A 26,531-nucleotide genomic window follows, 5' to 3' on the forward strand; every position below is an offset into this window, starting at 1 on the left:
GGCACCGGCAAGAAAGTAGCCGCATCGCAACTCTTTTTGTTCTCTCGTCATGAACCAACTTTCAACACGCGGCAGCACCCTGGCTGGCCGGTATTTGCAGGCCATCGGTGTAGCCAATGGCGACCCCATCGCGGCCCTGGGCTACGTCGAGCAGCAGCAGCACCGCTGGACGGACTACGCGCAAGTCAAAGCCGCCGTTGACGCGCTGAGCCTGGGCCAGACCGGCACGCATCTGACGGCAGCGCCTGGCGACAGCTTTCTCGAACTGGTGCGCCCGCGTGCCTTGCTGTGGCGCCTTCCCCATCTTAGCGTGGTGCCGTTTGAAACCGACGCCATCCTGCAGACGGCTGGTGCCAGCAGCTACTGGGTCGGTGAAGGTGGCCTCAAGCCCATGAGCGCGCCCGCCTTCCAGCGACTGGGCAAGATGCCCCGGCGTAAGGTGGTCGGCCTTGCTGTGGTATCGAACGAGCTTTTGCGAAGCAGCCGCGCCGACGCCATCGTCGCCAACGACCTGGCCGCAGCCTGTGCAGCCGGCATAGACGCTGCGCTGTTCGACGGCCTGGCCGGAGATGACGATCGCCCGGCCAGCGTCACGCATGGTGCCCTCACTGTCCCGGCTACCGCTGCCCCGCTGGCTGATGCGCTGACCGCACTGGCGCTGTTCAAAGGCAACCTGACCACAGCCGCGTGGATTGCTCACCCTGAGACTGCTGCACGCATCGGCGCCAAGAACCCCGGCGCCGGCCAGGCCTGCGACGTGGGCGCCACTGGTGGCCGGCTGCTGGGCATTGAGGTGTTCACCAGCGAAGCCGTGCCCAAGACCGCCGTCAGCCTGGTGGACTTGAGCCGCATCGAGGTTGCAGGCGGGCGCGATGCCGAGCTGCGAACCAGCGCCAACGCCACCTTGCTGATGACAGATCCCGACACTGGCACGGCAAAGCCGACGAGCATGTTCCAAACCAACTGCATCGGCCTGCTGGGCGAGATCATCGTCAACTGGCGCGTAGGCGGCCCGGCAGGCAGCGCAGTTTCCATTACCGGCGCGAGCTACTGATCGGAGGGTAACCATGAACACGAGCACAGATTCCCGCGTCCTGTTGAACTATATCCAGCAAGAGCTGCAGCCGCTGCGCGAACGCATCGCGCAACTGGAGGCCCAAGTCGCCAAGCTGCAGCCGGCTGAACCCAAACGCCTGCCCTGGGCTGGGCTGCTGGAGCGAAAGGCCGCGCAATGAAGACCGCCGCCAATCTCACCATCAAGAGCGTGCAGGCCGAAGCAGGGCACTACGTAGTGCAAGGGCTGGCAACCACACGCGACCGCGACATGGCGCTCGACATCGTGGAGCCGCTGGGTGCCGAAGTCACGCTACCCCTGCCGCTGCTGTTGGAGCACGACCGCGCCCGGCCTGTGGGTCAAGTGGTGCAGGCGCAAGCCGCGGCAAACGGGATCAGCTTCACCGCCCATATTCCGAAGGTGCAAGAGGCCGGGATCGTGCGCGAGCGCATCATGGAAGTGGTGCATAGCCTCATGCACGGCCTGCTGCGCGGCACAAGCATTGGCTTTCAGCCGCTGGAGGATGAGCCACTGCCCGGTGGAGGCCGCCGCTTCAAGCGCTGGCGCTGGTTCGAGCTGAGCATCGTTAGCGTGCCGTGCAATCCGTTTGCAGCCGTGGCGAGCGTCAAGTCGTTGGAGCATGGGCACCCGGCGTCACGCACGGCGCCGGCCCGGCACAGCGTGCCCCTGCTGCAAAGGCAGGGCGACTGAGGGCATGGGGGGCGGCGATTTTGTTCAAGGGCAACGCCGCCCGGACACCCCGCCGTTTCTCACGCGGACAAAATGCTTCCCCTCACGAATCAATCAAGCTGATGCCAAGGCAAGCGCACCACAGCCCGAACTGGGGCGGACGTCGGGCAGGAGCTGGCCGCAAGCCTGCACAACCCCTGCGGGTCGAGCTGCCGCACGCTGACTGTCCGGCGCGCTGGCTGCAATCGGCCATGAACTGCACCGAGCTGCCCATGCGGCTGCGCCTGGACTGCGCCCGCACGCTGGTGCGCTTCGACTGGGAGCCGGGCTTTTTTCTGGACACATAGCAAAGCAAGGCGAGCCGTCCGGTCAGCAAGCCGAGCACCCTATTTTTGACAAGGCCCCCCCCCGCTGGCACCGTCAGCATGGGCAACCAGACGCTGATCAGTCGGCCAGTGCCGCGCGTTCACAAAACCCCGACAGCCGGCAGCCCTCACCCTCAGGGCGTGGCCGGCGCCCCGTCAGAGGCGCAAGGGATCGCAATCTGACCGCCTGCGCGGGTTTGACGCGCCCGGTGGCAGGCACCTATATATAGAGCGCACCAGACCCGCCGCGCGAGAAATCGCCAGCGGGTTTGAGCTGCAGACCGACTTGTTCCCCTCACACAATCGCAAACTGCAAAAAATTGTCGAGCAAGGCACAGCCGGCCTGCCAGCGGAAGGGAGCATCCAAAGTCTGCGCGTTTTGCCTGCAGGCCGGTCGGCACTCGCTGCACACAGGGCCGCGCAATGAAAGTCTTTTCTACAGGCCAGGACGCGCGCAAGACCACAGCAAGGCCTATCCTCTGCCCGCCTTGCTGAGAGCGCACACAAAGCCGCTGGTGAGGCCGGCGCTATGTAAGTCGTAGCAATAAGACATGGTCCGCAGTTTTGGGGCATCTACAAGGGTTGGATTTGAAATCTGACCCTGCGGCTTTCCGTACGGAATGGCAGAGTTTCCGCGCGCGCGCGTGGAGCGCTGAAGGGGGCGAGCTGGAAGCGACTGGCGCGGCTGCGATGTATCCAGTTTTGGACGAACGGGAACTGCGCTTGCGAGTAAATCCTGACCCACATAAGCGAAGAAAAAGCCCCCCTGATCGCTCAGAGGGGCTTGTCTTTTGTGGGCTTTTATGTGGGACTTCTCCCAAAATCAACGCTAAGTTGTTGATTTATAAAGGCCACTGGCGGAGAGGGTGGGATTCGAACCCACGGTACGCTTGCACGTACGCCTGATTTCGAGTCAGGTACATTCGACCACTCTGCCACCTCTCCTGTGTGTCGAAGCGCGAGATTGTAGCAGCAATCGCGGCGCCTTCAGCCGCTGTCAGAACAGCACGCGGGTGCGCAGCGTGCCGGGCACCTGGCCCAGTTTTTCCAGGGCCACGTCCGACGAACGTGCGTCCAGGTCGATCACCACATAGCCCACATCCTCGCGCGTCTGCAGGTACTGCGCGGCGATGTTGATGTCGTTTTCCGACAGGATGCGGTTGATCTGCGACAGCACGCCGGGCACGTTCTGGTGCACGTGCAGCAGGCGGTGCTTGCCCTCGTGTGCCGGCAGGGCCACCTCGGGAAAGTTCACCGCCGTGGTACTGGTGCCGTTGTCGCTGTAGCGGATCAGCTTGGCGGCCACCTCGATGCCAATGTTGGCCTGCGCCTCCATGGTCGAGCCGCCGATGTGCGGCGTCAGGATGACGTTGTCCAGCCCGCGCAGGGGCGAGACGAACTCATCCTTGTTGCTCTTCGGCTCCTTCGGGAACACATCCACCGCGGCGCCGGCCAGGTGCTTGCTGCGGATGGCCTCGGCCAGCGGGTCGATCTCGACCACCGTGCCGCGCGAGGCGTTGATCAGGATCGCGCCGGGCTTCATGGCGGCGATCTCGGCGGCGCCGATCATCCACTGCGTCGAGGGCAACTCGGGCACGTGCAGGCTGACCACATCGGCACGTGCCAGCAGGTCCTGCAGCGAGGCCGCCTGGCGCGCGTTGCCCAGCGGCAGCTTGGCCACCACGTCGTGGAAGAGCACCTGCATGCCCAGACTCTCGGCCAGCACCGACAGCTGCGAGCCGATGGCGCCGTAGCCGACGATGCCCAGCGTCTTGCCGCGGGTCTCGAACGCCCCCTCGGCGCTCTTGAGCCAGCCGCCGCGGTGCGCCACGGCGTTCTTCTCGGGAATGCCGCGCAGCAACAAGATGCTTTGCGCCAGCACCAGTTCGGCCACCGAGCGGGTGTTGGAATACGGCGCGTTGAACACCGCGATGCCGCGTGCACGCGCCGCCGCCAGATCGATCTGGTTGGTGCCGATGCAGAAAGCGCCGATGGCCACCAGCTTGGGCGCATGCGCCAGCACCTCGGCTGTCAGCTGGGTGCGCGAGCGGATGCCGACGAAGTGCGCGTCGGCCAGCCTGGCACGCAATTCCTGCCCCTCCAGCGCGCCGGGCAGCAGCTCGACCTGCGTGTAGCCGGCCGCATGCAGGGCATCGACGGCACTGGAGTGGATGCCCTCCAGCAACAGAAACTTGATCTTGCTCTTGTCCAGTGAGGTCTTGGCCATGGCGATACAGCGTTGAATGAAGAGAAGTGAGACGGAAAAAAGAGGCAAACGGCAGGCGGCCCGGGTGCCGATCATTGTGCAGCGCACAAATCCTTGCGGCTTGGCGGGCGATTGGCCGGATGCAGTTTTCTGTCGGTACGGTCGCCTGCTTGTCAGCTTGCCGTCAAGGAAGTGCCACAATTTGCTACTGTCCCGCGCTTGACGCGCTGGGCCCGTGGCGGGGGGTTATCCCGGTTGTTGCCGGTTTTTCGCTGTGCGACAACGACATACTGCCGTCATGTCCGGGCGCCACCATGCGCGTTCCGGCGTTTCCGTCATTCATCCTTCAGGAGAATTTCTTCCATGCAAATCAAACACCTGGCTCTGGCCGCTTCGCTGCTTGCCGCCTCCCTGGGCGCCCAGGCACAGACCGAGATCCAGTGGTGGCACTCGATGACGGCCGTCAACAACGAGTGGGTCAACGACCTGGCCAAGCAGTTCAACGAGGGCCAGAAGGATTACAAGATCGTGCCCACCTACAAGGGCAGCTATGACGAGAGCATGACAGCGGCCATCGCCGCCTTCCGCTCGGGCAACGCGCCGCACGTGCTGCAGGTGTTCGAGGTGGGCACCGCCACCATGATGGCCAGCAAGGGCGCCACCGTGCCGGTGGCCAAGGTCATGAAGGACGCTGGCGCCGACTTCAACCCGGGCGGCTACATCCCGGCTGTCGCCGCCTACTACACCGCGCCGAACGGCGAGATGCTGAGCATGCCGTTCAACAGCTCGACCACGGTCTTCTACATCAACAAGGACGCGTTCAAGAAGGCCGGCCTGAACGCCGACAAGGCCCCCGCCACTTGGCCCGAGGTGTTCGAAGCAGCCAAGAAGCTCAAGGCCAGCGGCCACAGCTGCCCGATGACGCTGGCCTGGATGGGCTGGACGCAGCTCGAATCCTTCTCGGCCTGGCACAACGTGGAGTTCGCCACCGAGAAGAACGGCCTGTCGCCGAACGGCTACAAGGCACGCCTGAAAGTCAACTCGCCGCTGCACGTCAAGCACATCGACAACCTGGCGCAGGCCGCCAAGAACGGCGAATTCGTCTACAAGGGCCGCGGCTCGACCGCGCAGGCGTCTTTCACCGCAGGTGAGTGCGCCATGATCCAGACCTCATCGGGCTTCTACGGCGACGTGGCCAAGAACGCTAAATTCAACTACGCCATCGCTCCCCTGCCCTACTACCCCGATGTGAAGGGCGCGCCGCAGAACACCGTGATCGGCGGCGCCTCGCTGTGGGTCATGTCCGGCAAGAAGCCCGAGGAGTACAAGGGCGTGGCCAAGTTCTTCGAATTCCTGTCGCAGACCAAGGTGCAGGCCGCCAGCCACCAGCGCACCGGCTACCTGCCGATCACCATGGCTGCGTACGAGCTGACCGACAAGTCCGGCTTCTACGCCAAGCACCCCGGCACCGACGTGGCCGTGAACCAGATGGTGCGCAAGGTGACCGACAACTCGCGCGGCATCCGCCTGGGCAACTACGTGCAGATCCGCACCATCGAGGACGAGGAACTCGAGCAGGTCTGGGCCGGCAAGAAGACGGCCAAGGAAGCCCTGGACGCCATCGTCAGCCGCGGCAACGAGCTGCTGGCGCGCTTCGAGAAGTCGTACAAGAAGTGATGTGAAACCTGCCCGGCACGGCGCCCTTGCGGGGGCGCGCGGTGCCGGGTCGCGGCCCGCCGAATTGGCGGGCTGCTTTGATCCCCGGCGGCTGCACGCGTTGCACCGGCGGTTTTTTGTTTTTGGACCGTCATGGAAAAACGCGTACTTTTCCGCTCGGCATGGCTGCCCTGGGTGCTGATCGCACCGCAGCTGGCCATCATCATCGTGTTCTTCTTCTGGCCGGCGTGGCAGGCAGTGCTGCAGTCGTTCCAGATGGAGGACGCCTTCGGCCTGAGCACCGAATGGGTCGGGCTGCAGAACTTCCGCCAGCTGATCGACGACCCGTCGTACCTGAACTCCTTCCAGCGCACGGCCTTCTTCTCGGTGCTGGTGGCGGGCATCGGCATCGTGCTGGCGCTGGTGCTGGCCATCTTCGCCGACCGCATCGTGCGCGCGGCCATGGTCTACAAGACGCTCTTGATCGTGCCCTACGCCGTGGCGCCGGTGATCGCCGGCGTGCTGTGGGTGTTCCTGTTCTCGCCGTCCATCGGCGTCATCACCTACTACCTGGGCGAGCTGGGCGTCAACTGGAACCACATGATGAACGACAGCCAGGCCATGGCGCTGATCGTCATCGCCTCGGTGTGGAAGCAGATCTCCTACAACTTCCTGTTCTTCCTGGCCGGGCTGCAGTCGATTCCGAAGGCGCTGATCGAGGCCGCCGCCATCGACGGCGCGGGCGCCTGGCGGCGCTTCTGGAACATCCAGCTGCCGCTGCTGTCGCCGACCACCTTCTTCCTGCTGGTCATCAACATCGTCTACGCCTTCTTCGACACCTTCGGCATCATCGATGCGGCCACGCAGGGCGGGCCGGGCCAGTCCACGTCCATCCTGGTCTACAAGGTGTACCAGGACGGATTCAAGGCGCTGGACCTGGGCGGCTCGGCCGCGCAGTCGGTGATCCTAATGCTGATCGTCGTGGCGCTCACGGTGGTGCAGTTCCGCTATGTCGAGAAGAAAGTCCAGTATTAGGACACCCCCCTGCGTCGCTTCGCTCCTTCCCTCCGCTCTCGCAACGCTGCGCGCTGCGGGCAGGGGGACGCCGCCGGTGCTGCGGGGCGGCCCTTGCACGGCGGCCCTGGCCTGGGTTGCGCCAGTACTTGAGGCCGTGAGCGGTGGAAACCTCCTGACGAAGAATTGAAATGATTGATCGCAATCCCTGGCTGACCTTTTTCTCGCACGCCGTGCTGATCCTCGGCGTGGCCATCGTCGCCTTTCCGCTGTACCTGGCGCTCATCGCCTCGACCCACACGGCCGATGCCATCGTGCAGTCGCCCATGCCGCTGCTGCCCGGCACGCAGATGTGGGAGAACTACCGTGCCGCGCTGTTCGGCTCGGGCAAGCTGGGCTCGAATACCAACGTGGTGCACATGATGTGGGTCAGCTTCGTGGTGGCCATGGTCATCACGGTGGGCAAGATCGCGATTTCGCTGCTGTCGGCGTTCGCTATTGTCTACTTCCGCTTCCCGTTCAAGATGCTGTGCTTCTGGGCCATCTTCCTGACGCTGATGCTGCCCGTCGAGGTGCGCATCCTGCCGACCTACAAGGTGGTGGCCGACCTGGGCCTGCTCAACAGCTACGGCGGGCTGACGCTGCCGCTGATCGCCTCGGCCACGGCCACCTTCCTGTTCCGCCAGTTCTTCCTGACGGTGCCGGACGAGCTGGTGGAGGCCGCGCGCATCGACGGCGCCGGGCCGATGCGCTTTTTCATCGACGTGCTGGTGCCGCTGTCGCGCACCTCGATCGCGGCGCTGTTCGTGATCCAGTTCATCTACGGCTGGAACCAGTACCTGTGGCCGCTGCTCATGACCACCAGCGAGGACATGTACCCGGTGGTCATCGGCATCAAGCGCATGCTGGCCGGCGGCGAGGCCGCGGTGGACTGGAACATCGTCATGGCCACCGCCATCATCGCCATGCTGCCGCCCACGCTGGTCGTCATGTTGATGCAGAAATGGTTCGTCAAGGGCCTGGTGGACACCGAAAAATAAGCATTCAGCATCAAATCCTGCCCTGGCCCTTGTACATCAAGGGCCTCCAGCTCCTGATTTCATAGTACCCATGGCTGCCATCTCCCTCAAGAACATCACCAAGACCTACGGCACCGGCAAGGCCGCCGTGCCCGTCATCCACGGCGTGAACGCCGAAATCCAGGACGGCGAGTTCATCGTCATCGTCGGCCCGTCGGGCTGCGGCAAGTCCACGCTGCTGCGCATGGTCGCCGGGCTGGAGGAGATCACCGGCGGCGAGCTGCGCATCGGCGAGCGCGTGGTGAACAACCTGGAGCCGGCCAAGCGCGACATCGCCATGGTGTTCCAGAACTACGCGCTGTACCCGCACATGAGCGTGTTCGACAACATGGCCTACGGCCTGAAGATCGCCAAGGTGGCCAAGGACGAGATCCGCGCGCGCGTGGACAAGGCCGCCAAGATCCTGGAGCTGTCGCACCTGCTGGACCGCAAGCCGCGCCAGCTCTCGGGCGGCCAGCGCCAGCGCGTGGCCATGGGCCGCGCCATCGTGCGCCAGCCGCAGGTGTTCCTGTTCGACGAGCCGCTGTCCAACCTGGACGCCAAGCTGCGCGTGCAGACGCGCCTGGAGATCCAGAAGCTGCACCGCGAGCTGGGCATCACCAGCCTGTTCGTGACGCACGACCAGGTCGAGGCCATGACGCTGGCGCAGCGCATCATCGTCATGAACGCCGGCAACATGGAGCAGTTCGGCACGCCCGAGGAGGTCTACCACACGCCGGCGACCACCTTCGTCGCCAGCTTCATCGGCTCGCCGCCCATGAACCTGCTGCAGAACGCCCCCGGCGCGCAGCCGGGCCAGCTGCTGGGCATCCGCCCCGAGCACCTGGACGTGGGCGCGGCGGGCGGCTGGGAGGTGCTGGTGGAAACCGTCGAGATGCTGGGCGCCGAGCGCCTGATCTACGGCCGCCTGAACGGCGAGCAGATCGTGGTGCGCATCGACGAGGGCGCGCCCGCCCCGGCGCCGGGCGACAGCCTGCGCGTGGCGCCGCGTGCCGGCCGCGTGCACGCCTTCGACGCCAAGACAGGCAAGCGCATTGCTGCCTGAAAACCGTGCCATGGCCGGGGCCGTCCAGTCCACCATCCCGGTGCTGGCCTCGCTGGACCTGGAGCAGTCGCGCCGGTTCTACGCCGAGCGCCTGGGCTTCGCCTGCCTGCTGCACGCGCCGGACTACCTGATCCTGGGGCGCGACGGCTGCGAGCTGCACTTCTGGCTGGCCGGTGACCGGCACATCGCGGAAAACACCTCCTGCTACGTGCGCGGCGACACCGCTGCACTGCACGCGGAATTCACCCGGCGCGGCCTGGAGCTGCCGCCGCCCGCCCAGCGCCCCTGGGGCATGCGCGAGCTGTACGTGACCGACCCCCATGGCAACCTGTTGAAATTCGGAGAACCGGCGTGAACCCCACTGCCCCCACCGCCGCCCTGCCCGCCTGGCCTTACCCGCGCTGGATCGCCCACCGCGGCGCCGGCCGGCTGGCCCCGGAAAACACCCTGGCCGCCTTCCGCTTGGGCGCCGAGCACGGCTGGCGCATGTTCGAGTGCGACGCCAAGCTGAGCAGCGACGGCGTGCCGTTCCTGCTGCACGACGCCACGCTGCAACGCACCACCAGCGGCCACGGCATCGCCGGCGAGCTGCCCTGGAGCGACCTGGCGCAGCTGGACGCGGGCAGCTGGCACTCGCGCCGCTACGCTGGCGAACCCATCCCGACGCTGCAGAACCTGGCGCGCTGGTGCATCGCCAACCGGTACCACCTGAACATCGAGATCAAGCCCACGCCCGGCACCGAAGAGGCCACCGGCCGCGCCGTGGCCGCGCTGGCCACGCGCCTGTGGCACGGGCAGGAGGTGCCGCCGCTGCTGACCTCGTTCGCCCCTCTGGCGCTGCAGGGCGCGCGCGAGGCCGCGCCGCAGCTGCCGCGCGGCCTGCTGCTGGACCGGCTGGCGGATGGCTGGCTGGACACCGCGCGGCAGCTGGGCTGCGTGGCCATCGTCTGCAACCACGCGCTGTGGAATGCCCAGGTGGTCGCGCAGGTGCACGCCGCGGGGCTGCGCGCGCTCAGCTACACGGTGAACGACGAGTGGGCCGCCGAGCGCCTGCTGCAGCTGGGCACCGACGGCATCATCAGCGACCGCGTGGACCTGTTCAGCCCGGCAGGCTGACGCCCCAACCCGCCACGGCCCGGCGGGCAAGCCGGCAGGGCGCCCAACACCCACGTGGGCGCGGCACACGCCTTTCAGGGCGCGTTGCCGGCCTTCACAAAGCACTACAGCCGGCTACAGCGGTGCGCCCGGAATGCCACCGGCAGGGCCGCACAATCGCCGCCATGCTGCGCCGCCGACCCTCCAGCCCTGCTGCCGCCCTCCTGTCCATCACGCCCGGTGCCTGGCGCATGCACGCGCTGCGCTGGCTGCTGCCCCTGGGCGTGGCCGCCGCGTTGCTGGCCGTTGTGGCCACGCTGGTGATGGTGGGCTGGGCCGGCAGCGCGCCGGCCTGGGCCGCGCCCGCCCCGCAGGCCGCGCGCACGGCGGCGGCCAGCGCCGCCGGTAACGGCACGGACGCCCCTCCGCCGTCGGTGGACGAGCTGCGCCAGCGCCTGGACGCCATCCCGCAGAAGCTGAGCGAGGAGGACGACGGCCGCAAGCTGCTGGCCGAGATCAACGCCATCGGCACCGCCGCGCAACGCGTGGCCGAGCAGCGCACCGCCGAGCTGGCCGACCTGGACCTGCGCCTGCAGGGTCTGGGCCCGGCGCCCGAGAAAGGCGCCGCGCCCGATGCACCCGATGTGGCGCAGCAGCGCGCCGCGCTGACCAAGCAACGCGCGGCCATCGATGGCGAGCTGAAACTGGCGCGCCTGATCGGCGTGGACGCCGAGCAGCGCGGCACCGAGCTGATCCGCCAGCGCCATGCGCAGTTCCAGGCCGCGCTGACCTCGCGCACGGATTCGCCGCTGAGCGCCGGCTTCTGGCGCAACCTGCGCAACGCCGCGCCCAGCGACCGGGCGCGGCTGCAGTCGCTGTGGCTGGACCTGCGCGGCGCGGTCGAGGACGCCATGCAGCGCGAGCGGCGCGGCGCCTTCATCGGCACGCTGCTGGCGGCGCTGCTGCTGGTGGTGGCCGGCACCTGGACGGCCGAGCGCATCCTGGTGCGCCTGCTGCCCACGCACCTGCCGGCGACGCGGCTGCGCCGCAGCCTGCTGGCAGCCTGTGCCATCGCCGCCAACGTGCTGCTGGTGGCCAGCGCCATGCATCTGGTGTGGGACGCGCTGCTGCCGCAGGCCGACCCAGTGGAGTCGCTCAAGCTGCTGCAGCGCGCCAGCGTGCGCGCCGCCGCCTACGCCGCCTTCGTCATCACGCTGGGTCATGCGTTGCTGGCGCGGCGCCGCCCCAGCTGGCGGCTGCTGGCGCTGTCGGACGCCCAGGCAGCACGCCTGGCGCCCTATCCCTGGTGGATCGCGCTGCTGTCGGCGGCGGGCACGCTGGCCATGGATGTCAACGCCATCGTCGGCGCCAGCCTGGCGGCCGAGGTGGCGTCGCACGCGCTGTTCGCGCTGCTGATTCCGGCCACCGTGGCCCTGTTGCTGGTGCATGCGCGCCAGCCATCGGCGGCCACGCCGCCCGATGCACACGCCAGCGCCGAGGTACCGCTGATGAAGGTGCGCCCGCTATGGCTGGGCGGCCTGCTGGCCGCGGCCGCGCTGGCGGTGCTGGCGGCGGTGGTGGCGCTGCTGCTGGGCTATGTGGCGCTGGCCGGCATGCTGGCACGCCAGACGGTGTGGTTCGGCGTGGTGTTCGCCACCGTCTACCTGCTGGCGGCGCTGGTCGAGGACCTGAGCGCCGCGCTGCTGTCGTCCAAGGGCGTGGTCGGGCGCCACCTGCACACCGGCCTGGGGCTGGAGCCGCGGCTGCTGGACCAGCTGGCGGTGCTGACCTCGGGCGTGCTGCGCGTGCTGCTGCTGTTTTACATGGTGATCGCGCTGATGGCACCCTTCGGCACCGGGCCGGACGAGCTGTTCCGCCGCGGCAGCCGGGTCGAGGGCGCGCTGAAGATCGGCGACTTCACCCTGGCGCCGCAGTCGATGGCGACGGCGGTGCTGATCCTGGTGGCGGGCTTCATCGCCATCCGCATTTTCAAGCGCTGGCTGGGCGAGCGCTACTTTCCCAGCACCGCGCTGGAGCCGGGCATGAGCAGCTCCATCACCACGCTGCTGGGCTACGTCGGCGGGGTGGTGGTCATCGCCATCGCGCTGGCGGGCCTGGGGATCAGCGTGGAGCGCATCGCCTGGGTGGCCAGCGCCCTGTCGGTGGGCATCGGCTTCGGGCTGCAGGCCATCGTGCAGAACTTCATCTCCGGCCTGATCCTGCTGGCCGAGCGGCCGGTGCGCGTGGGCGACTGGGTCAAGCTGGGCGAGACCGAGGGCGACGTGCGCCGGGTGAACGTGCGCGCCACCGAGATCCAGCTGGGCGACCGCTCCACCGTCATCGTGCCGAACTCGGAATTCATCACCAAGAGCGTGCGCAACATGACGCTGACCGGCGCGCAGGGCCGGGTGCAGCTGAGCCTGCCGGCGCCGCTGTCGACCGACGCGCGGCGCATGCGCGAGCTGATCCTGCAGGCCTTCCAGGCGCACGACGCCATCCTGGAGGACCCGGCGCCCGCCGTCACGCTGGACGGCGTGCAGGGCGGCACGCTGATCTTCGTGGCCACCGGCTGGGTGGCCAACCCGCGCGGCGCGGGTGGCGCGCGCAGCGACATCCTGTTCGCCATCCTGGACGCGCTGCGCGCGGAAGGCCTGCAGCTGTCGCCGCCGGCGACTACGCTGGTGGCGCAGGACTCCCCTTTGTCGGCGGGACCGCCCGAATCTGCCGCCCCTGTCAGTAGGCCGGCCTGAGCACACGCAACAGACGCACGCATCTAGCGCGCGCGGCGCGCCTTACCCGGGCATGCGCAGCTGCGCCGGCAGCCAGCCGCGCAGGCTGTTGACGAAGGCCCAGCCCTGCACGCGCGGCAGGTCCTGCAGGCGCAGCAGGCCTTCCTGCACCTGGCTGCCCCGCAGCGCCAGCGCGCGGCCCACGCCCGGCAACAGGCCGCAGGACAGGGACGGCGTGATCCAGCGGCCATCCAGCAGCGCCGCGACGTTGCCAAAGGTGCCCTCGGTGATCTCGCCGGCGGCGTTGTACAGCAGCGTGTCGAACACCCCGCTGCCCGGCTGCGGGGCGAACGCGGCGTAGTGCGCACGGCGCGTGGTCTTGTGGCGCACGAACTCGCTGTGCGCCTGCGCGAACGGCCGGTCGGCCAGCGCCAGCAGCACCGGCGTGGCCGTGGGCGCCAGGGCGTGCGCCTCGGCCTGCAGCGCGCCGCGCGCGTCCAGCAGCAGGCGCGCGCGCCAGGCACCCTGCGGATGGGCGCGCTCCAGCGCGTCCAGTCGCTGGTGCACCGCATCGGCGTCGAACGGATAGCCGAAGTGCGCCGCCGCCTGCGCCAGGCGCGCCAGGTGCTCGGCCCGGTGGCGCAGCCGGCCGCCCTCCAGAGCCAGGGTCTCCAGCAGGTCGAACGGCGCGCTGGCGCGCTCGGCGAAGGCGCGCTTGGCCTGCCATTCGCGCCACTCGGCGTCCGCATCGGCGCCCCAGACGATGCCGCTGCCGATGCCGCAGCGCACCCGATCGGCGTGCAGCTCCAGCGTGCGGATCGGCACGTTGAAGGTGGCGGCGATGGCCCCTGGCCCGCCGATCGGGTCCGGGCGCAGCACGCCCAGCGCGCCGCAGTAGATGCCGCGCGGGCCGCCCTCCAGCGCACGGATGGCGCGCATGGCCTGCACCTTGGGCGCGCCCGTGACCGAGCCGCACGGGAACAGCGCGGCGAACACGTCCGCCAGCCGCGTGCCGGCGCGCGTGTCGGCCTGCACGTCCGAGGTCATCTGCCACACGGCCGGCAGCGCCTGGGTGCGCAGCAGCTGCGGCACGCGCACGCTGCCCACCTGCGCGATGCGCGACAGGTCGTTGCGCAGCAGGTCGACGATCATCACGTTCTCGGCCCGCTCCTTGGGCGACGCGCGCAGCGCCTGCTCGCGTGCCGCGTCGTCGGCCGGCGTGGCGCCGCGCGCGGCCGTGCCCTTCATGGGCCGCGTCAGGATGGCGCCGCGGCCGTCGGGGCCGGCGCGCCAGTCGAAGAACAGCTCGGGCGAGACCGACAGCGCCTGCGTCTCGCCCATGTCCAGCCACAGCGCGTAGCCGCCCGGCTGGGCGCGGCGCAGCGCGCCGAACAGCGCGCGCGGCATGCCGCGCCAGCGGCCGGTGAAGGCCGCCGTGTGGTTAACCTGGTAGTACTCGCCCGCGGCAATGCCGCGTTGCAGCCGCGCCAGCGCGGCTTCAAATGCGGCCCGCGCGGGCGGCGCGTCCCAGTCGAGGTAAGCGGGCGCGAAGTCTTCGCCCTGCTGCTGCGGCCAGGGCAACGGCGCATCGTGCACCGCGAACCAGGCCAAGGGCGGCGCATCCGGCGGCGCGTCGTGCACTGCCAGCGCCGCGTCGAAGGCCGGCGCCGCCTCGTAGCGCAGGCCACCCAGGCACCAGTGACCCGCGCGGGCCGCGGCCTCGGCGGCGCCCAGCACGCCGGCTACCTCCTCCACCCGCCTGGCCACCAGCAGCCGACGCGGCGCATCAAAGGCATGGCGCAGGCGCGGGCCGGCCGCATTGCAGGGGTCGGTGAAGTCGATCAGCGCCGTGATGCCGCACGCGCGTCCCGTGGCAAGATTCACAGGCAAATCGGCCTCCAGCCCTTGTTTTTCAACGGCTAACAGCTATATTTTCAATAGCAAACAGGCTCACGCCGCACCCAGGTGTGGCACCAGCGCGCCGGCCGGCTGGCCGTTTTTCAGCGCGGCGGTGAAGGCCAGCATGCGGTCGATGGGCTGGCGCGCGCGCGGGATCAGCGCCGGCTCGACGTGCACCGCGCCCGCGCCCGTCTCCAGCGCCTGTGCCACGCCGGCCAGGCCGTTCATCGCCATCCACGGGCAGCTGGCGCAGCTCTTGCACGTGGCGCTGTTGCCGGCGGTGGGCGCCTCGATGAAGGTCTTGCCCGGGTTCAGCGTGCGCAGCTGGTGCAGCATGCCGCTGTCGGTGGCGACGATGAAGGTGTTCGCGTCCAGCTCGCGCGCGGCGCGCAGGATGGCGCTGGTCGAGCCGACGGCGTCGGCCAGGGCCACCACCGAGGCCGGGCTTTCCGGATGTACCAGCACGCGCGCGCCGGGGTGCTCGCGTTTTAGGGCCGCCAGTTCGTCGGCCTTGAACTCGTCGTGCACGATGCACGCGCCGTTCCACATCAGCATGTCGGCGCCGGTCCGCTGCTGGATGTAGCCGCCCAAGTGCCGGTCGGGGGCCCACAGGATCCTGTGGCCGGCGGCGTGCAGCGCGCCCACGATCTCCAAAGCGCAGCTGGAGGTGACCAGCCAGTCGGCGCGTGCCTTCACCGCCGCGCTGGTGTTGGCATAGACCACCACGGTGCGGTCCGGGTGCGCGTTGCAGAATGCCGAGAACTCGTCGGCCGGGCACCCCAGGTCGAGCGAGCAGGTCGCGTCCAGGTCGGGCATCAGGACGGTTTTTTCGGGCGACAGGATCTTGGCGGTCTCGCCCATGAAGCGCACGCCCGAGACGACCAGCGTGGTGGCCGGATGGTCGCGGCCGAAGCGCGCCATCTCCAGCGAGTCGCTGACGATGCCGCCGGTCTCCTCGGCCAGGTCCTGCAGGTCCGGGTGCACGTAGTAGTGCGAGACCATGACGGCGTTCTTCTCGCGCAGCAGGTGGCGGATGCGCTCTTTCAGTACCAGGCGCTGCGCCGGCGCGGGCTCGGCCGGCACGCGCGCCCAAGCGTGGCGGGTGGAGCAGACGGCGCCTTCGACGGGCTGCTCGTACTCCACTTCCTTGATGGCGATCGTGGGGGTGTTCATGGGGCTTCAGAGCTCCTGCAGGCGCAGGGAATAGTCGGTGGCGCGCACGTCCTTGGTCAGCGCGCCGATGGAGATGCGGTCCACGCCGGTCTCGGCCAGCGCGCGCAGGCCAGCAAGCGTCACGCCGCCGGAGATCTCCAGCACCGCGCGCCCGGCGTTCAGCCGCACCGCCTCGTGCAGCGTTGCCAGCGGCATGTTGTCCAGCAGCACCATGGTGGCGCCGGCCTGCAAGGCTTCTTCCAGCTGGGCCAGCGTCTCGACCTCGATCTCGATGAAGCTGGCCTGCGCCGCCACGGCCTGCGCGGCGCGCAGCACGGCGGTGATGCCGCCGGCGGCGGCGATGTGGTTTTCCTTGATCAGCACCGCGTCGTGCAGGCCGATGCGGTGGTTCAGCCCGCCGCCGGTGCGCACCGCGTACTTCTGCGCCAGGCGCAGCCCGGGCAGGGTCTTGCGCGTGTCGACGACGCGCGCGCGCGTGCCAGCCACGGCCTGCACGTACTCGGCCGTCTTGCTCGCCACGCCCGAGAGCAGCTGCAGGAAGTTCAACGCGGTGCGCTCGGCCGACAGCAGCGCGCGGGCGTTGCCCTCGATCTCCAGCACCACCTGGTCGGGGGCGCAGCGCTGGCCTTCCGCCACGTGCCACGCCAGACGCATCTGCGGATCGAGCGCGCGCAGCGCGGCCTCGGCCCAGGGTGCGCCACAGACCACGGCGGCCTCGCGCGCCAGCACGCGGGCGCGGGCGCGGCGCGCAGGGTCGATCAGGCCGGCCGTCAGGTCGCCGGCGCCCACGTCTTCCTGCAGCGCGCGCTGCACGTCGGCGCGCGCCAGCACCTGCAGCGTCTCGGGGGCGAAAAGCGTATCGGGAGATGTCTTCATGGGGCGCGAAGCATAGCCGCATCGCCTGCGCCGACCGGGGCCGCAGGACTCATGCTGCACTGCACATAAACTTGCGGGCGCCATTTTTGCTCTTCCCCGCCGGGAGTCCCGACATGACCACGACCAGCACCGCCACGCCCTACGGCACCCTGCCACCGGCCTCGCCCCTGCCCCAGCGCCGCCCCATCAGCCTGCCGCGCCTGGCGCAGATGCGCGCCGCCGGCGAGAAGATTGCCATGCTCACCGCCTACGACGCCACCTTCGCTGCCGTGGCCGACGCGGCCGGCGTGGAATGCATCCTGGTGGGCGACTCGCTGGGCATGGTCTGCCAGGGCCTGCCCAGCACTGTGGGCGTGTCGCTGGACGACATGGCGTATCACACCGCCAGCGTGGCGCGCGGCCTGCACCGGGTGCAGGGCACGGCCTGGCTGGTGGCCGACCTGCCCTATGGCAGCTACGGCGAGAGCCGCGAGCAGGCCCTGCGCAGTGCCTGCCAGCTGATGCAGGCCGGCGCGCACATGGTCAAGCTGGAGGGCGGCGGCTGGACGGCGCCCACCGTGCAGTTCCTGGTCGAGCGTGGCGTGCCGGTGTGCGCCCACCTGGGCCTGACGCCGCAGACCGTGCATGCCCTGGGCGGCTACCGCGTGCAGGGGCGCGAGGGCGTGGCCGCGCAGCAGTTGCGCCGCCAGGCGCGCGAGCTGCAGGACGCTGGCGCCGCCATGCTGGTGCTGGAGATGGTGCCGGCGGCGCTGGCCGCCGAGCTGACCGCCGAGCTCGCCCACTGCCACACCATCGGCATCGGCGCCGGCCGCGGCACCGCCGGCCAGGTGCTGGTGCTGCACGACATGCTGGGCATGAACCTGGGCCGCATGCCGCGCTTCGTGCGCGACTTCATGCAGGGCGCGGGCAGTGTGCGCGGCGCCATCGAGGCCTATGTGCGCGCCGTCAAAGACGGCAGCTTCCCCGACGACCAGCTGCACGCCTGGTGACCGCCCCGCCCTTTTCCCGAACGCCTTCCATGCAGACCGTCCACTCCATCGCCGACCTGCGCGCCGCCCTAGCCGGGCGCGGGCGCCCCGCCTTCGTGCCCACCATGGGCAACCTGCACGCCGGCCACCTGTCGCTGGTGCGCCAGGCCACCGGCCTGGGCGACGTCACCGTCGCCAGCATCTTCGTCAACCGCCTGCAGTTCCTGCCGCACGAGGATTTCGACAGCTATCCGCGCACCCTGCAGCGCGACGCCGAGCTGCTGCAGGCGGCCGGCTGCGACGTGCTGTTCGCCCCGCGCGAGGCCGACCTGTACCCCGAGCCGCAGACCTTCAAGGTGCAGCCCGACCCGCGCCTGGCCGACCTGCTGGAAGGGCACTTCCGCCCCGGCTTCTTCACCGGCGTGTGCACGGTGGTGCTGAAGCTGCTGCACTGCGTCTTCGCCGGCAGCCCCGGCGCGGCCGTGTTCGGCGCCAAGGACTACCAGCAGCTGATGGTGGTGCGCGCCATGGTGCGCCAGTTCGCGCTGCCCGTGGACATCGTTGCCGGTGCCACCTGCCGCGCGGACGACGGCCTGGCGCTGAGCTCGCGCAACGGCTACCTGGGCGCTGGCGAGCGCGCGCAGGCGGTGCAGCTGCACGCCGCGCTGCAGGCGCTGGCGCAGGCGGCGCTGGCGCCAGGCGCGGACTTGGCCACGCTGGAGGCTCAGGCGCTGGACGCCCTGCGCGCGCAGGGCTGGCAGCCCGACTACCTCACGGTGCGCCGGCGCGCCGACCTGCAGCCGCCCGCCTCGCTGCAGGCCGGCACACTGGTGGCGCTGGGCGCGGCGCGCCTGGGCGGCACGCGGCTGATCGACAACCTGGAGTTCTGACGCCGGGCGGACGGCGCGCCCCCCTCTTGTCCGACAGCGAGTAGGAGAGCGCCGACCGACAGGCGGGGTGCGGGCGGGTGTCGCAGGCCTCCCCGGTTGCCCAGTATGGGCGGCATTCACAGCCCCTGGCGCCCTGGCGCCTGCCTGAAAAATGTCCGTTGCCTCCGCCATCCTTCCCGAACTCGCCGCCCAGCGTGCCGAACCGGCGCGGCGCAGCGCTCCACGTGCCCTGTACCACGCGCTGCTGCAGCCCGAGCCCGATGCCGATACGCGTACCCGCGCTGCGCACCACCTGCGCCGCTGCCTGCTGCAGACCGCCGGGCAGCCGAGCGATCTGCCGGAACGCCCGCAAGACTTGCACGCCTGGCGCGAGCGCAATGCACAGCAGGTCGCCGCGCAGTACGAGGCCTACCTGGCCGAGCGCCGTGCCGGCGGCGCGCGGCGCTACTTCGGCAACCGCGCCCATGCGCTGCACTTCCTGCGCGCGGTTGCGCCGACCAAGCTGGTCGATGGCGCCTGGCTGTACGGCCTGACGGCGCACGCCGAGAACGTGCGCCTGGCGCCGCTGGTCCATACCTACCTGGAAGAACTGGGCGACGGCGCCCCATCCAAGAACCATGTGCTGCTGTACCGCCGCCTGCTGGCGCGCCACGGCATCGCCGTGGACGATGATGGCAGCCTGCCGGATGCGCTGTACCAGCAGGGCTTGATCCAGCTGGCGCTGGGCTGGAATGCCGAGGAATTCCTGCCCGAAGTCATCGGCTTCAACCTGGCCTACGAACAGCTGCCGCTGCACCTGCTGATCACCAGCTACGAGCTGAACGAACTGGGGCTGGACCCGTACTACTTCACCCTGCACGTCACGGTGGACAACGGCCACAGCGGCCATGCGCGCCAGGCCTGCGACGCGGTGCTGGGCCTGCTGCCGCGTCATGGCGACACGCAGGTGTTCTGGCAGCGTGTGCGCGCCGGCGCGCGCCTGGCCGACGCCGGCGTGGGCACCACGCAGGTCATCCGCGACTTCGACATTGGTGCCGAGGTGCTGCGCATCCTGGCGGCCAAGGCACCGGCCGGCCATGGCGCACATTCCAACTACTGCCGTGTCGCGGGCCGCAGCGTGAACGACTGGCTGGCCGACGCCGCGCAGATGCCCCAGTTCTTGCAAGCGCTGGTCGACAGCGGCTGGGTGGTACCCGACGCGCCGCCGCACCAGAGCCGCTTCTGGCGCCTGCTGCAGGGCGAGCGCGCGGAGATGTTCGGCGTGTTCAGCGCCTATGAGCTGCAGGTCATCCACGACTGGCTGCGCGGCGAGGGCAGCAGCGACGGCCAGGCCTGGGACGAGCGCGGCGCGGCCAACCAGTCGCCGCGGCGCCGGCCGAGCTTTCGGGCTATGCAGCGCGCCGCGCGTGTGGATGACGGCAATACCGCCGTGGCGCAGCCCTTGCCGCTGGACCCGGACATCCCGGCATTCGAGGAGCGGCTGCGCCCCCTGCAGGGCGCCGCACGCCGCGCCGCGCTGGTGGCGGCCATGGCGCCGGGCGAGCACTGGACGCCCACCGGACTGCATGCCACGCGGCTGTTCCGGGCCGAAGGCCTGTGCTGACCATGCCGCGCTCCGTCCCACAGGCTGTGCGCGCTGGCGTCCCCGTCGCAGGGGCGCAGACCTACGCGGCGCGGTTGCATCGGCGCACAGGCCGCGGCGAGGGCATTGCGTAACTTCAGGCCATCGCAACCCACCACCCATCAGGAGGAACTCACCATGCCCGTCATCTTGTGGCTTCTAGGCGTCCCGCTGTCGATCGTGCTGCTGTTGATGCTGTTCGGCGTCCTGTGACGCGCGCGGCGCATGCCGCATCGATTTCTACCGGCCCGCAGATGGCGACGTCTGCGGGCTTTCTCGTGGGCGCGCGGCGCCCCTACTCTTCGCGCGGGTCGCGTGCCATCAGGCGCTGCACGGCGGCGCCGGCGTGCAGCTGGCCATCCAGCAGCGCCACCACGGTCTCGGACAAGGGCATCTCCACGCCCACATGGAGCGCGCGCGCCAGTACCGTGCGCGCGCAGTACACGCCCTCGGCCACATGGCCCAGCGACTGCACCGCCTGCTGCGCATCCAGCCCCTGCGCCAGCAGCAGGCCAACCCTGCGGTTGCGCGACAGGTCGCCGGTGGCCGTCAGCACCAGGTCGCCCAGGCCCGACAGGCCCATGAAGGTCTCGACGCGCGCGCCCAGGGCCACGCCCAGGCGCGTCATCTCCGCCAGCCCGCGGGTGATGAGCGCGGCGCGGGCGTTCAGGCCCAGTTGCAGGCCATCACACAGGCCGGTGGCAATCGCCAGCACGTTCTTCACCGCGCCGCCGACCTCAACGCCACGCACATCATCGTTGGCATACACGCGCAGCTGCGGGCTGTGCAGCGCCTCCACCAGCGCCTGGCGCACGGCGGGATGCGCGCTGGAGGCGACCAGCGCGGTGGGCTGGCCGCGCGCCACTTCCAGCGCGAAGCTGGGGCCGCTCAGGGCGCCGGCCGGCACCGCGGGCGCCACCTGCGCATGGACCTCGTGCGCCATCAGGCCAAAGGCGGCGCCGGGCTGGACGGTCTCGAAGCCCTTGCACAGCCAGGCCAGCGGCATGCGGCAGTCCTGCAGCCGCTGCAGCAGGCCGCGAAGCGCCGCCATGGGCGTTCCCAGGATGACCAGGTCGGCGCCGGGCAGCAGTGCCGCCGGGTCGCCCGCGGCCAGCTGCAGCGCCGCCGGCAGCGGCACGCCCGCCAGGTAGCGCGCGTTCTCGCGTGCCGCCTGCATGGCAGCCATCTGCGCGGCGTCGCGCGCCCACAGGGTGACGGCGTGGCCATGCGGGTGCAGGGCCGCGCTGATGGCGATCGCCGTGCCCCAGGCACCCGCGCCAAAGACTACTATTTTCATAGCTGGAAGCCCTTGTATTACAAGGGCTGGCAGGCAAAAAGACTCAAAACCGGCCGGCAGGAAGAGGGCCGGCCGGCAAGTGCGCTTACTGCGCCGTGCTGTTGGCGGCCTCGGCGGCAGCGGCCTGCTGCTGCTCGTACATCGCCTGGAAGTTGATCTCGGCCAGGTGTACCGGCGGGAAGCCGGCGCGGGTGATCACGTCGGCGATGTTGCCGCGCAGGTAGGGGTAGACGATCTGCGGGCAGGCCACGCCGACCACCATGCCCATCTGCTCCTCGGGCACGTTGCGGATCTCGAAGATGCCAGCCTGCTTGGCCTCGACCAGGAACACCGTCTTGTCCTGGATCTTGGTCTGCACGGTAGCGGTGACGGCGACCTCGAAGATGCCCTCGACCACCGGCGTGGCCTCCACGCCCAGCTGAATGTCCACGCTCGGCTGCTCCTGCTCCATCAGGATGGTGGGCGAATTGGGCTGCTCCAGCGACAGGTCCTTCAGGTACACGCGCTGGATCTGGAACACGGGGGTTGCTTCGGTGGCCATGGTCTTACCGGTCTTTCAGTCAAAACAAAGCCCGCCGGGACGTAAAGCCTTCCGCAGCGGGCGCAGGAGCACCATTATGCAATGGTGCATGTGCGGGGCTGGTGCGGCGCGCTCAGAACGCGTGAATGAATCCGGCGTGGCCGAGCAGGCCGCGAAAACGCAGCCGATCCAGGCACAAAGCGCAGCCATAGCGCGGGCTATGGCGAGCATTTGCAACGACGAGCGGGTGTGTTTTGGCGGGATGAGCGGGCATAGCGGGTTCTTTCACACGTTCTCAGCCTTGCAGCAGGGGCATCAGGCCGCCGCGGCCGTCCAGCGCCACCAGGTCGTCGTGGCCGCCGACGTGCGTGTCGCCGATGAAGATCTGCGGCACGGTGCGCCGGCCGGTGATCTCCATCATGTGCTGGCGCGCGGCAGTGTCGGAATCGATGCGGATCTCCTCGATCTGCTCGACGCCCTTGGACTTCAGCAGTTGCTTGGCGCGGATGCAGTAGGGGCAGACGGCGGTGGTGTACATCTTGACGGCTTGCATGGCGTGATTCCTTGTCGTGTGGCTGTGGAAACCGGCAGGTGCAGGCGGCTTCAGCCTTTTTCAACCGGCATGCCGGCTTCGCGCCACGCCGCCAGGCCGCCAGCCAGGGGCTGGACGCGCTCGTAGCCCAGGCCCTTGGCAACGGCAGCGGCGCGGCTGGCGCGCGCGCCCTTGGCGCACACCAGGATGACCGGCACGGCCTTGTTCTTCACCACCTGCGGCAGGCGCTCCTGCAGCTGCGCCAGCGGCACGTTCTTCGCCCCGCCGGCGTGGCCGGCCGCGAACTCCGCTGGCTCGCACACGTCGATGACCACCGCCTTTTCGCGGTTGATGAGCTGCACCGCCTGCGCAGCGGTCACGCCGCCGGCCATGCCGCCGCGCAGCGTGGGCACCAGCAGCATGGCGCCCGAGGCCAGGGCCAGAAAGATCAGATACCAGTTGTCGAGAATGAACGTCACGGGGGTTCCCTGGGCTTGAAAGAATCCCGGATTCTATGAATGCCGCGCACCTGCCCGGCACCGCCGCCATGCGCCCACGGCATAGGGGTCATGCCGGTTGCCTAAAATACGAGGTTTTTTGGCCTGCCACAGCCAGCCTCGAAACTGGGAGCCCCATGCACAAACTCGTCCTGATCCGCCACGGCGAATCCACCTGGAACCTGGAAAACCGCTTCACCGGCTGGACCGATGTGGACCTGACCCCGAAGGGCGTGCAGCAGGCCCTGACGGCCGGACGGCTGCTGGCGGCCGAGGGCTACGAGTTCGACGAATGCCACACCAGCGTGCTCAAGCGCGCCACGCACACCCTGTGGCACTGCCTGGACGCCATGAACCGCACCTGGCTGCCGGTGCACCACAGCTGGCGCCTGAACGAGCGTCACTACGGCGCGCTGCAAGGCCTGAACAAGGCCGAGACCGCGCGCCAGTACGGCGACGAGCAGGTACTGATCTGGCGCCGCAGCTATGGCACGCCACCCCCGGCACTGGAGGCGGGCGACCCGCGCGGTGCGCAGGGCGACATCCGCTACCGCCACCTGAACCCGGGCCAGGTGCCGCTGACCGAATGCCTGAAGGACACCGTCGAGCGTGTGCTGCCGTACTGGAACGAATCCCTCGCCCCGGCGCTGCGCAGCGGCCGGCGCCTGCTGGTGGTGGCGCACGGCAACTCCATGCGGGCGCTGGTCAAGCACCTGGACAGCATCTCCGACCAGGACATCGTCGGGCTGAACATCCCCAACGGGACTCCGCTGGTGTACGAACTGGATGAGCACCTCAAGCCCCTGCGCCACTACTATCTGGGCGACGCCGAGGTGGCGGCGCGTGCCGCCGAGGCCATGGTGTCGCAGGGCCGGGGCTGAAGTTTCGGACGGCCCGTGCGGCGCCTGAAGAAACGGCCCGCATGGGGAACCAGCCCCAGGGGGCATGCTCCAAGCGTTATAAACACGCTTTCCAAAGGTGTTCAATGGGCCAGAAACTCAAGATCGCGGGATGGATTTCGGTCGGCGCCCTGGCCGGGATGCTGACCACCGTCTCCCTGCAGACCGTGGCGCGCGGCGCCATGACGCCGCTGCCGCTGGAGGAAATCCAGCAGCTGTCGGCCGTGTTCGGTCTGATCAAGACCGACTACGTCGAGCCGGTCGATGACAAGAAGCTGATCACCGATGCCATCTCGGGCATGGTCTCCAGCCTTGATCCGCACTCGCAGTATTTCGACAAGAAGTCCTTCAAGGAATTCCGCGAAGGCACGTCCGGGCGCTTCGTCGGCGTGGGCATCGAGATCACGCAGGAAGACGGCCTGATCAAGGTCGTCTCGCCCATCGAGGGCTCGCCCGCGTTCCGCGCCGGCCTCAAGACCAACGACCTGATCACCAAGATCGACGACACCGCCGTCAAGGGCCTGTCGCTGAACGATGCCGTCAAGCGCATGCGCGGCGAGCCCAACACCAAGGTGACGCTGACCATCTTCCGCAAGGACGAGAGCCGCACCTTTCCGGTGACCATCACGCGCGAGGAGATCAAGACCCAGTCCGTCAAGGGCAAGGTGGTCGAACCCGGCTATGCCTGGATCCGCCTGTCGCAGTTCCAGGAGCGCACGGTGGACGATTTCGTGCGCAAGGTCGAGGAGGTCTACAAGCAGGATCCGAACCTCAATGGCATGGTGCTGGATCTGCGCAACGATCCGGGCGGGCTGCTGGATGCGGCCGTGGCCATCTCCGCGGCCTTCCTGCCAGAGGATGTTACGGTGGTTTCCACCAACGGCCAGCTGCCCGAGAGCAAGGCGACCTTCAAGTCGATTCCGCAGGACTATCTGCGCCGCGGCCAGGGCGATCCGCTCAAGCGCCTGCCGGCGGCCATCAAGCGCGTGCCGCTGGTGGTGTTGGTCAACGAGGGCTCGGCGTCTGCCAGCGAGATCGTCGCCGGCGCGCTGCAGGACCACCAGCGCGCCACCATCATGGGCAGCCAGACTTTTGGCAAGGGCTCGGTGCAGACGGTGCGCCCGCTGGGGCCCGACACCGGCATCAAGCTGACCACGGCGCGCTACTACACGCCCAGCGGCAAGTCCATCCAGGCCAAGGGCATCGTGCCCGACGTGATGCTGGACGAGACTGCTGAAGGTGACCTGTTCGCGTCGCTGCGCATGCGCGAGGCCGATCTGGAAAAGCACCTGACCAGCGGCCAGGGCGACGAGGAAAAGGACCCGGCGCGCGAGAAGGCGCGTGAGGAAGCCCGCAAGCGCCTGGAGGAAGAGGCCAAGAAGCCCATCGCCGAGCGCCGCCTGCCCGAGTTTGGCACTGACAAGGACTTCCAGCTGTCCCAGGCGCTGAACCAGCTCAAGGGCAAGACCGTGCTGGCCAGCAAGACGCTCACCGAGCGCAAGGAAGAGCCCAAGGAAAATTGAGCGCAGCGCCCAGGCGCCAGCCTCCCACCCAGGCCGGGCCGCGCTGCCCGGCCTTTTTCATGCCCCGCAACCCCTGCATTGCCCCGACGCCATGACCGATGACCAGCTCCTACGCTACTCGCGCCACATCCTGCTCGACGAGATCGGCATCGAGGGGCAGGAGCGCATCCTGGCGGCGCATGTGCTGATCGTCGGCGCCGGCGGGCTGGGCTCACCGGCGGCGCTGTTCCTGGGATCGGCCGGTGTTGGCACGCTGACCCTGGCGGATGACGACGCGGTCGACCTGACCAACCTGCAGCGCCAGATCGCCCATACCACCGAGCGCGTCGGCCAACCCAAGGTGGAGTCCGCCGCCCTGGCTGTGCGCGCCATCAACCCGGGCGTGCAAGTGCGCGCGCTGCGCCAGCGCCTGGACGCACAGGCGCTGGCCAGCCTGGCGGTGCAGGCCGACGTGGTGCTGGACTGCACCGACAACTACCGCACGCGCCAGGCCATCAACGCCGCCTGCGTGCAGACCGGAACGCCGCTGGTCGCCGGGGCGGCCATCCGCTTCGACGGGCAGATCTCAGTGTTCGACCCGCGCGGCGCCGACACGCCGTGCTATGCCTGCCTGTTCCCGCCAGACGCGCAGTTCGAGGAGGTGCAGTGCTCGACCATGGGCGTGTTCGCCCCCATGGTCGGCATCATCGGCACCATGCAGGCGGCCGAGGCGCTGAAGCTGATCGCCGGCATCGGCTCATCCCTGGCCGGGCGGCTGCTGATGCTGGACGGCCGCGACATGCAGTGGACCCAGATGCGCGCCGCGCGCGACCCCGAGTGCCCCGTGTGTCACACGCGCCACACGGCGGCGTGGTAGCCCCTCTCCTACGAAAGCGGCCTCGGGCCGCTGGCAGAATCCGCCCA

At 69.0% G+C, this 26,531-nt stretch carries 24 protein-coding genes and 1 tRNA gene; 16 read left to right on the forward strand and 9 right to left on the reverse strand.

Features of this window, described 5'->3' with window-relative positions; all coding sequences use genetic code 11:
- Positions 1 to 49 precede the first annotated feature (49 nt).
- The 3 genes from BLQ61_RS06875 to BLQ61_RS06880 are packed head-to-tail and all read left to right on the forward strand — an operon-like array spanning position 50 to position 1,765.
- Entirely contained in the window at positions 50 to 1,054 is a 1,005-nt protein-coding gene (locus BLQ61_RS06875) for a phage major capsid protein (protein WP_091568225.1), read from the forward strand.
- Positions 1,055 to 1,067: 13 nt separating this feature from the next.
- Positions 1,068 to 1,235 (forward strand): hypothetical protein, encoded by a 168-nt coding sequence (locus BLQ61_RS17350; protein ID WP_175488235.1) that lies wholly within the window; start codon positions 1,068 to 1,070, stop codon positions 1,233 to 1,235.
- Complete coding sequence (locus BLQ61_RS06880) at positions 1,232 to 1,765, forward strand: HK97 family phage prohead protease (RefSeq protein WP_091568228.1); 534 nt, start codon at positions 1,232 to 1,234, stop codon at positions 1,763 to 1,765. Before BLQ61_RS17350 ends, BLQ61_RS06880 begins: the two co-directional genes overlap by 4 nt.
- A 1,199-nt stretch (positions 1,766 to 2,964) precedes the next feature.
- Here the strand turns inward: BLQ61_RS06880 and BLQ61_RS06885 are convergent.
- A tRNA-Ser gene (locus BLQ61_RS06885) sits at positions 2,965 to 3,054 on the reverse strand.
- A 52-nt stretch (positions 3,055 to 3,106) separates the two neighbouring features.
- A complete protein-coding gene (gene serA / locus BLQ61_RS06890; protein ID WP_091568230.1) occupies positions 3,107 to 4,336 on the reverse strand; it encodes a phosphoglycerate dehydrogenase in 1,230 nt (409 codons plus the stop codon).
- A gap of 342 nt (positions 4,337 to 4,678) precedes the next feature.
- Between serA and ugpB the strand changes: the two genes are divergently transcribed.
- The 7 genes from ugpB to BLQ61_RS06925 all read left to right on the forward strand — a co-directional run bounded on the left by ugpB (position 4,679) and on the right by BLQ61_RS06925 (position 12,954).
- Positions 4,679 to 5,992 carry a sn-glycerol-3-phosphate ABC transporter substrate-binding protein UgpB gene (gene ugpB, locus BLQ61_RS06895; RefSeq protein WP_091568233.1) on the forward strand — a complete coding sequence of 438 codons (1,314 nt, stop codon included), beginning with the start codon at positions 4,679 to 4,681 and terminating at the stop codon, positions 5,990 to 5,992.
- Between the two features lie 132 nt (positions 5,993 to 6,124).
- On the forward strand, positions 6,125 to 7,006 hold the full coding sequence (gene ugpA / locus BLQ61_RS06900) for a sn-glycerol-3-phosphate ABC transporter permease UgpA (RefSeq protein ID WP_091568235.1): 882 nt from the start codon (positions 6,125 to 6,127) through the stop codon (positions 7,004 to 7,006).
- A gap of 170 nt (positions 7,007 to 7,176) precedes the next feature.
- Entirely contained in the window at positions 7,177 to 8,025 is an 849-nt protein-coding gene (gene ugpE, locus BLQ61_RS06905; protein WP_091568238.1) for a sn-glycerol-3-phosphate ABC transporter permease UgpE, read from the forward strand.
- 70 nt (positions 8,026 to 8,095) lie between these two features.
- Positions 8,096 to 9,109: a sn-glycerol-3-phosphate import ATP-binding protein UgpC gene (locus tag BLQ61_RS06910; protein ID WP_091568240.1), complete on the forward strand. Its 1,014-nt coding sequence runs from the start codon at positions 8,096 to 8,098 to the stop codon at positions 9,107 to 9,109.
- A gap of 10 nt (positions 9,110 to 9,119) precedes the next feature.
- Positions 9,120 to 9,464, forward strand: a complete 345-nt coding sequence (locus tag BLQ61_RS06915; RefSeq protein ID WP_091568627.1) for a bleomycin resistance protein — start codon at positions 9,120 to 9,122, stop codon at positions 9,462 to 9,464.
- Complete coding sequence (gene ugpQ / locus BLQ61_RS06920) at positions 9,461 to 10,225, forward strand: glycerophosphodiester phosphodiesterase (protein ID WP_245703886.1); 765 nt, start codon at positions 9,461 to 9,463, stop codon at positions 10,223 to 10,225. Before BLQ61_RS06915 ends, ugpQ begins: the two co-directional genes overlap by 4 nt.
- Before the next feature lie 164 nt (positions 10,226 to 10,389).
- On the forward strand, positions 10,390 to 12,954 hold the full coding sequence (locus tag BLQ61_RS06925; protein ID WP_425415612.1) for a DUF3772 domain-containing protein: 2,565 nt from the start codon (positions 10,390 to 10,392) through the stop codon (positions 12,952 to 12,954).
- 42 nt (positions 12,955 to 12,996) lie between these two features.
- On the opposite strand, the gene BLQ61_RS06930 is transcribed toward BLQ61_RS06925, so the two are convergent.
- The 3 genes from BLQ61_RS06930 to nadC form a co-directional block, all read right to left on the reverse strand.
- Positions 12,997 to 14,817 carry a chorismate-binding protein gene (locus BLQ61_RS06930; protein WP_245703901.1) on the reverse strand — a complete coding sequence of 607 codons (1,821 nt, stop codon included), beginning with the start codon at positions 14,815 to 14,817 and terminating at the stop codon, positions 12,997 to 12,999.
- 66 nt (positions 14,818 to 14,883) lie between these two features.
- Positions 14,884 to 16,005 carry a quinolinate synthase NadA gene (nadA, locus tag BLQ61_RS06935; RefSeq protein ID WP_091568243.1) on the reverse strand — a complete coding sequence of 374 codons (1,122 nt, stop codon included), beginning with the start codon at positions 16,003 to 16,005 and terminating at the stop codon, positions 14,884 to 14,886.
- 6 nt (positions 16,006 to 16,011) lie between these two features.
- A complete protein-coding gene (gene nadC / locus BLQ61_RS06940) occupies positions 16,012 to 16,881 on the reverse strand; it encodes a carboxylating nicotinate-nucleotide diphosphorylase (protein WP_091568246.1) in 870 nt (289 codons plus the stop codon).
- Between the two features lie 113 nt (positions 16,882 to 16,994).
- Here nadC and panB point away from each other — a divergent pair, with 113 nt between their 5' ends.
- From panB to BLQ61_RS06955, 3 genes are all read left to right on the forward strand, one after another.
- Positions 16,995 to 17,870, forward strand: a complete 876-nt coding sequence (gene panB / locus BLQ61_RS06945) for a 3-methyl-2-oxobutanoate hydroxymethyltransferase (protein WP_091568249.1) — start codon at positions 16,995 to 16,997, stop codon at positions 17,868 to 17,870.
- A gap of 29 nt (positions 17,871 to 17,899) precedes the next feature.
- Positions 17,900 to 18,739 (forward strand): pantoate--beta-alanine ligase, encoded by an 840-nt coding sequence (gene panC / locus BLQ61_RS06950; RefSeq protein ID WP_091568251.1) that lies wholly within the window; start codon positions 17,900 to 17,902, stop codon positions 18,737 to 18,739.
- A 151-nt stretch (positions 18,740 to 18,890) separates the two neighbouring features.
- Positions 18,891 to 20,342 (forward strand): iron-containing redox enzyme family protein, encoded by a 1,452-nt coding sequence (locus tag BLQ61_RS06955; RefSeq protein ID WP_091568254.1) that lies wholly within the window; start codon positions 18,891 to 18,893, stop codon positions 20,340 to 20,342.
- A 313-nt stretch (positions 20,343 to 20,655) separates the two neighbouring features.
- Here BLQ61_RS06955 and BLQ61_RS06960 read toward each other — a convergent pair whose 3' ends face one another.
- From BLQ61_RS06960 to BLQ61_RS06975, 4 genes are all read right to left on the reverse strand, one after another.
- Entirely contained in the window at positions 20,656 to 21,657 is a 1,002-nt protein-coding gene (locus BLQ61_RS06960; protein WP_091568257.1) for an NAD(P)H-dependent glycerol-3-phosphate dehydrogenase, read from the reverse strand.
- A gap of 85 nt (positions 21,658 to 21,742) precedes the next feature.
- Entirely contained in the window at positions 21,743 to 22,198 is a 456-nt protein-coding gene (secB, locus tag BLQ61_RS06965; RefSeq protein WP_091568259.1) for a protein-export chaperone SecB, read from the reverse strand.
- 274 nt (positions 22,199 to 22,472) lie between these two features.
- The gene (gene grxC / locus BLQ61_RS06970) at positions 22,473 to 22,730 is read right to left on the reverse strand and encodes a glutaredoxin 3 (RefSeq protein WP_091568262.1); all 258 of its coding nucleotides are present in this window, start codon (positions 22,728 to 22,730) and stop codon (positions 22,473 to 22,475) included.
- Between the two features lie 50 nt (positions 22,731 to 22,780).
- The gene (locus tag BLQ61_RS06975; RefSeq protein ID WP_091568264.1) at positions 22,781 to 23,188 is read right to left on the reverse strand and encodes a rhodanese-like domain-containing protein; all 408 of its coding nucleotides are present in this window, start codon (positions 23,186 to 23,188) and stop codon (positions 22,781 to 22,783) included.
- A gap of 155 nt (positions 23,189 to 23,343) precedes the next feature.
- On the opposite strand from BLQ61_RS06975, the gene gpmA reads away from it, so the two are divergent.
- From gpmA to BLQ61_RS06990, 3 genes are all read left to right on the forward strand, one after another.
- Positions 23,344 to 24,087 carry a 2,3-diphosphoglycerate-dependent phosphoglycerate mutase gene (gpmA, locus tag BLQ61_RS06980; protein WP_091568267.1) on the forward strand — a complete coding sequence of 248 codons (744 nt, stop codon included), beginning with the start codon at positions 23,344 to 23,346 and terminating at the stop codon, positions 24,085 to 24,087.
- A gap of 104 nt (positions 24,088 to 24,191) precedes the next feature.
- Positions 24,192 to 25,628 (forward strand): S41 family peptidase, encoded by a 1,437-nt coding sequence (locus BLQ61_RS06985; RefSeq protein ID WP_091568269.1) that lies wholly within the window; start codon positions 24,192 to 24,194, stop codon positions 25,626 to 25,628.
- Between the two features lie 91 nt (positions 25,629 to 25,719).
- A complete protein-coding gene (locus BLQ61_RS06990) occupies positions 25,720 to 26,484 on the forward strand; it encodes a HesA/MoeB/ThiF family protein (protein ID WP_091568272.1) in 765 nt (254 codons plus the stop codon).
- Positions 26,485 to 26,531: the final 47 nt, after the last annotated feature.

The sequence above is a fragment of the Oryzisolibacter propanilivorax genome (assembly GCF_900103645.1).
Taxonomy (GTDB): domain Bacteria; phylum Pseudomonadota; class Gammaproteobacteria; order Burkholderiales; family Burkholderiaceae_C; genus Melaminivora; species Melaminivora propanilivorax.

Bases quoted from the DNA above. Each gene is read 5' to 3' on its own strand.
- BLQ61_RS06915 (WP_091568627.1), top strand. From the start codon at position 9,120: ATGGCCGGGGCCGTCCAGTCCACCATCCCGGTGCTGGCCTCGCTGGAC.
- BLQ61_RS06875 (WP_091568225.1), top strand. From the start codon at position 50: ATGAACCAACTTTCAACACGCGGCAGCACCCTGGCTGGCCGGTATTTG.
- nadA (WP_091568243.1), bottom strand. From the start codon at position 16,005: ATGAACACCCCCACGATCGCCATCAAGGAAGTGGAGTACGAGCAGCCC.
- ugpE (WP_091568238.1), top strand. From the start codon at position 7,177: ATGATTGATCGCAATCCCTGGCTGACCTTTTTCTCGCACGCCGTGCTG.
- secB (WP_091568259.1), bottom strand. From the start codon at position 22,198: ATGGCCACCGAAGCAACCCCCGTGTTCCAGATCCAGCGCGTGTACCTG.
- nadC (WP_091568246.1), bottom strand. From the start codon at position 16,881: ATGAAGACATCTCCCGATACGCTTTTCGCCCCCGAGACGCTGCAGGTG.
- ugpA (WP_091568235.1), top strand. From the start codon at position 6,125: ATGGAAAAACGCGTACTTTTCCGCTCGGCATGGCTGCCCTGGGTGCTG.
- BLQ61_RS06910 (WP_091568240.1), top strand. From the start codon at position 8,096: ATGGCTGCCATCTCCCTCAAGAACATCACCAAGACCTACGGCACCGGC.
- BLQ61_RS17350 (WP_175488235.1), top strand. From the start codon at position 1,068: ATGAACACGAGCACAGATTCCCGCGTCCTGTTGAACTATATCCAGCAA.
- ugpB (WP_091568233.1), top strand. From the start codon at position 4,679: ATGCAAATCAAACACCTGGCTCTGGCCGCTTCGCTGCTTGCCGCCTCC.
- BLQ61_RS06985 (WP_091568269.1), top strand. From the start codon at position 24,192: ATGGGCCAGAAACTCAAGATCGCGGGATGGATTTCGGTCGGCGCCCTG.
- BLQ61_RS06955 (WP_091568254.1), top strand. From the start codon at position 18,891: ATGTCCGTTGCCTCCGCCATCCTTCCCGAACTCGCCGCCCAGCGTGCC.
- grxC (WP_091568262.1), bottom strand. From the start codon at position 22,730: ATGCAAGCCGTCAAGATGTACACCACCGCCGTCTGCCCCTACTGCATC.
- gpmA (WP_091568267.1), top strand. From the start codon at position 23,344: ATGCACAAACTCGTCCTGATCCGCCACGGCGAATCCACCTGGAACCTG.
- panC (WP_091568251.1), top strand. From the start codon at position 17,900: ATGCAGACCGTCCACTCCATCGCCGACCTGCGCGCCGCCCTAGCCGGG.
- BLQ61_RS06880 (WP_091568228.1), top strand. From the start codon at position 1,232: ATGAAGACCGCCGCCAATCTCACCATCAAGAGCGTGCAGGCCGAAGCA.
- serA (WP_091568230.1), bottom strand. From the start codon at position 4,336: ATGGCCAAGACCTCACTGGACAAGAGCAAGATCAAGTTTCTGTTGCTG.
- BLQ61_RS06960 (WP_091568257.1), bottom strand. From the start codon at position 21,657: ATGAAAATAGTAGTCTTTGGCGCGGGTGCCTGGGGCACGGCGATCGCC.
- BLQ61_RS06990 (WP_091568272.1), top strand. From the start codon at position 25,720: ATGACCGATGACCAGCTCCTACGCTACTCGCGCCACATCCTGCTCGAC.
- panB (WP_091568249.1), top strand. From the start codon at position 16,995: ATGACCACGACCAGCACCGCCACGCCCTACGGCACCCTGCCACCGGCC.
- BLQ61_RS06925 (WP_425415612.1), top strand. From the start codon at position 10,390: ATGCTGCGCCGCCGACCCTCCAGCCCTGCTGCCGCCCTCCTGTCCATC.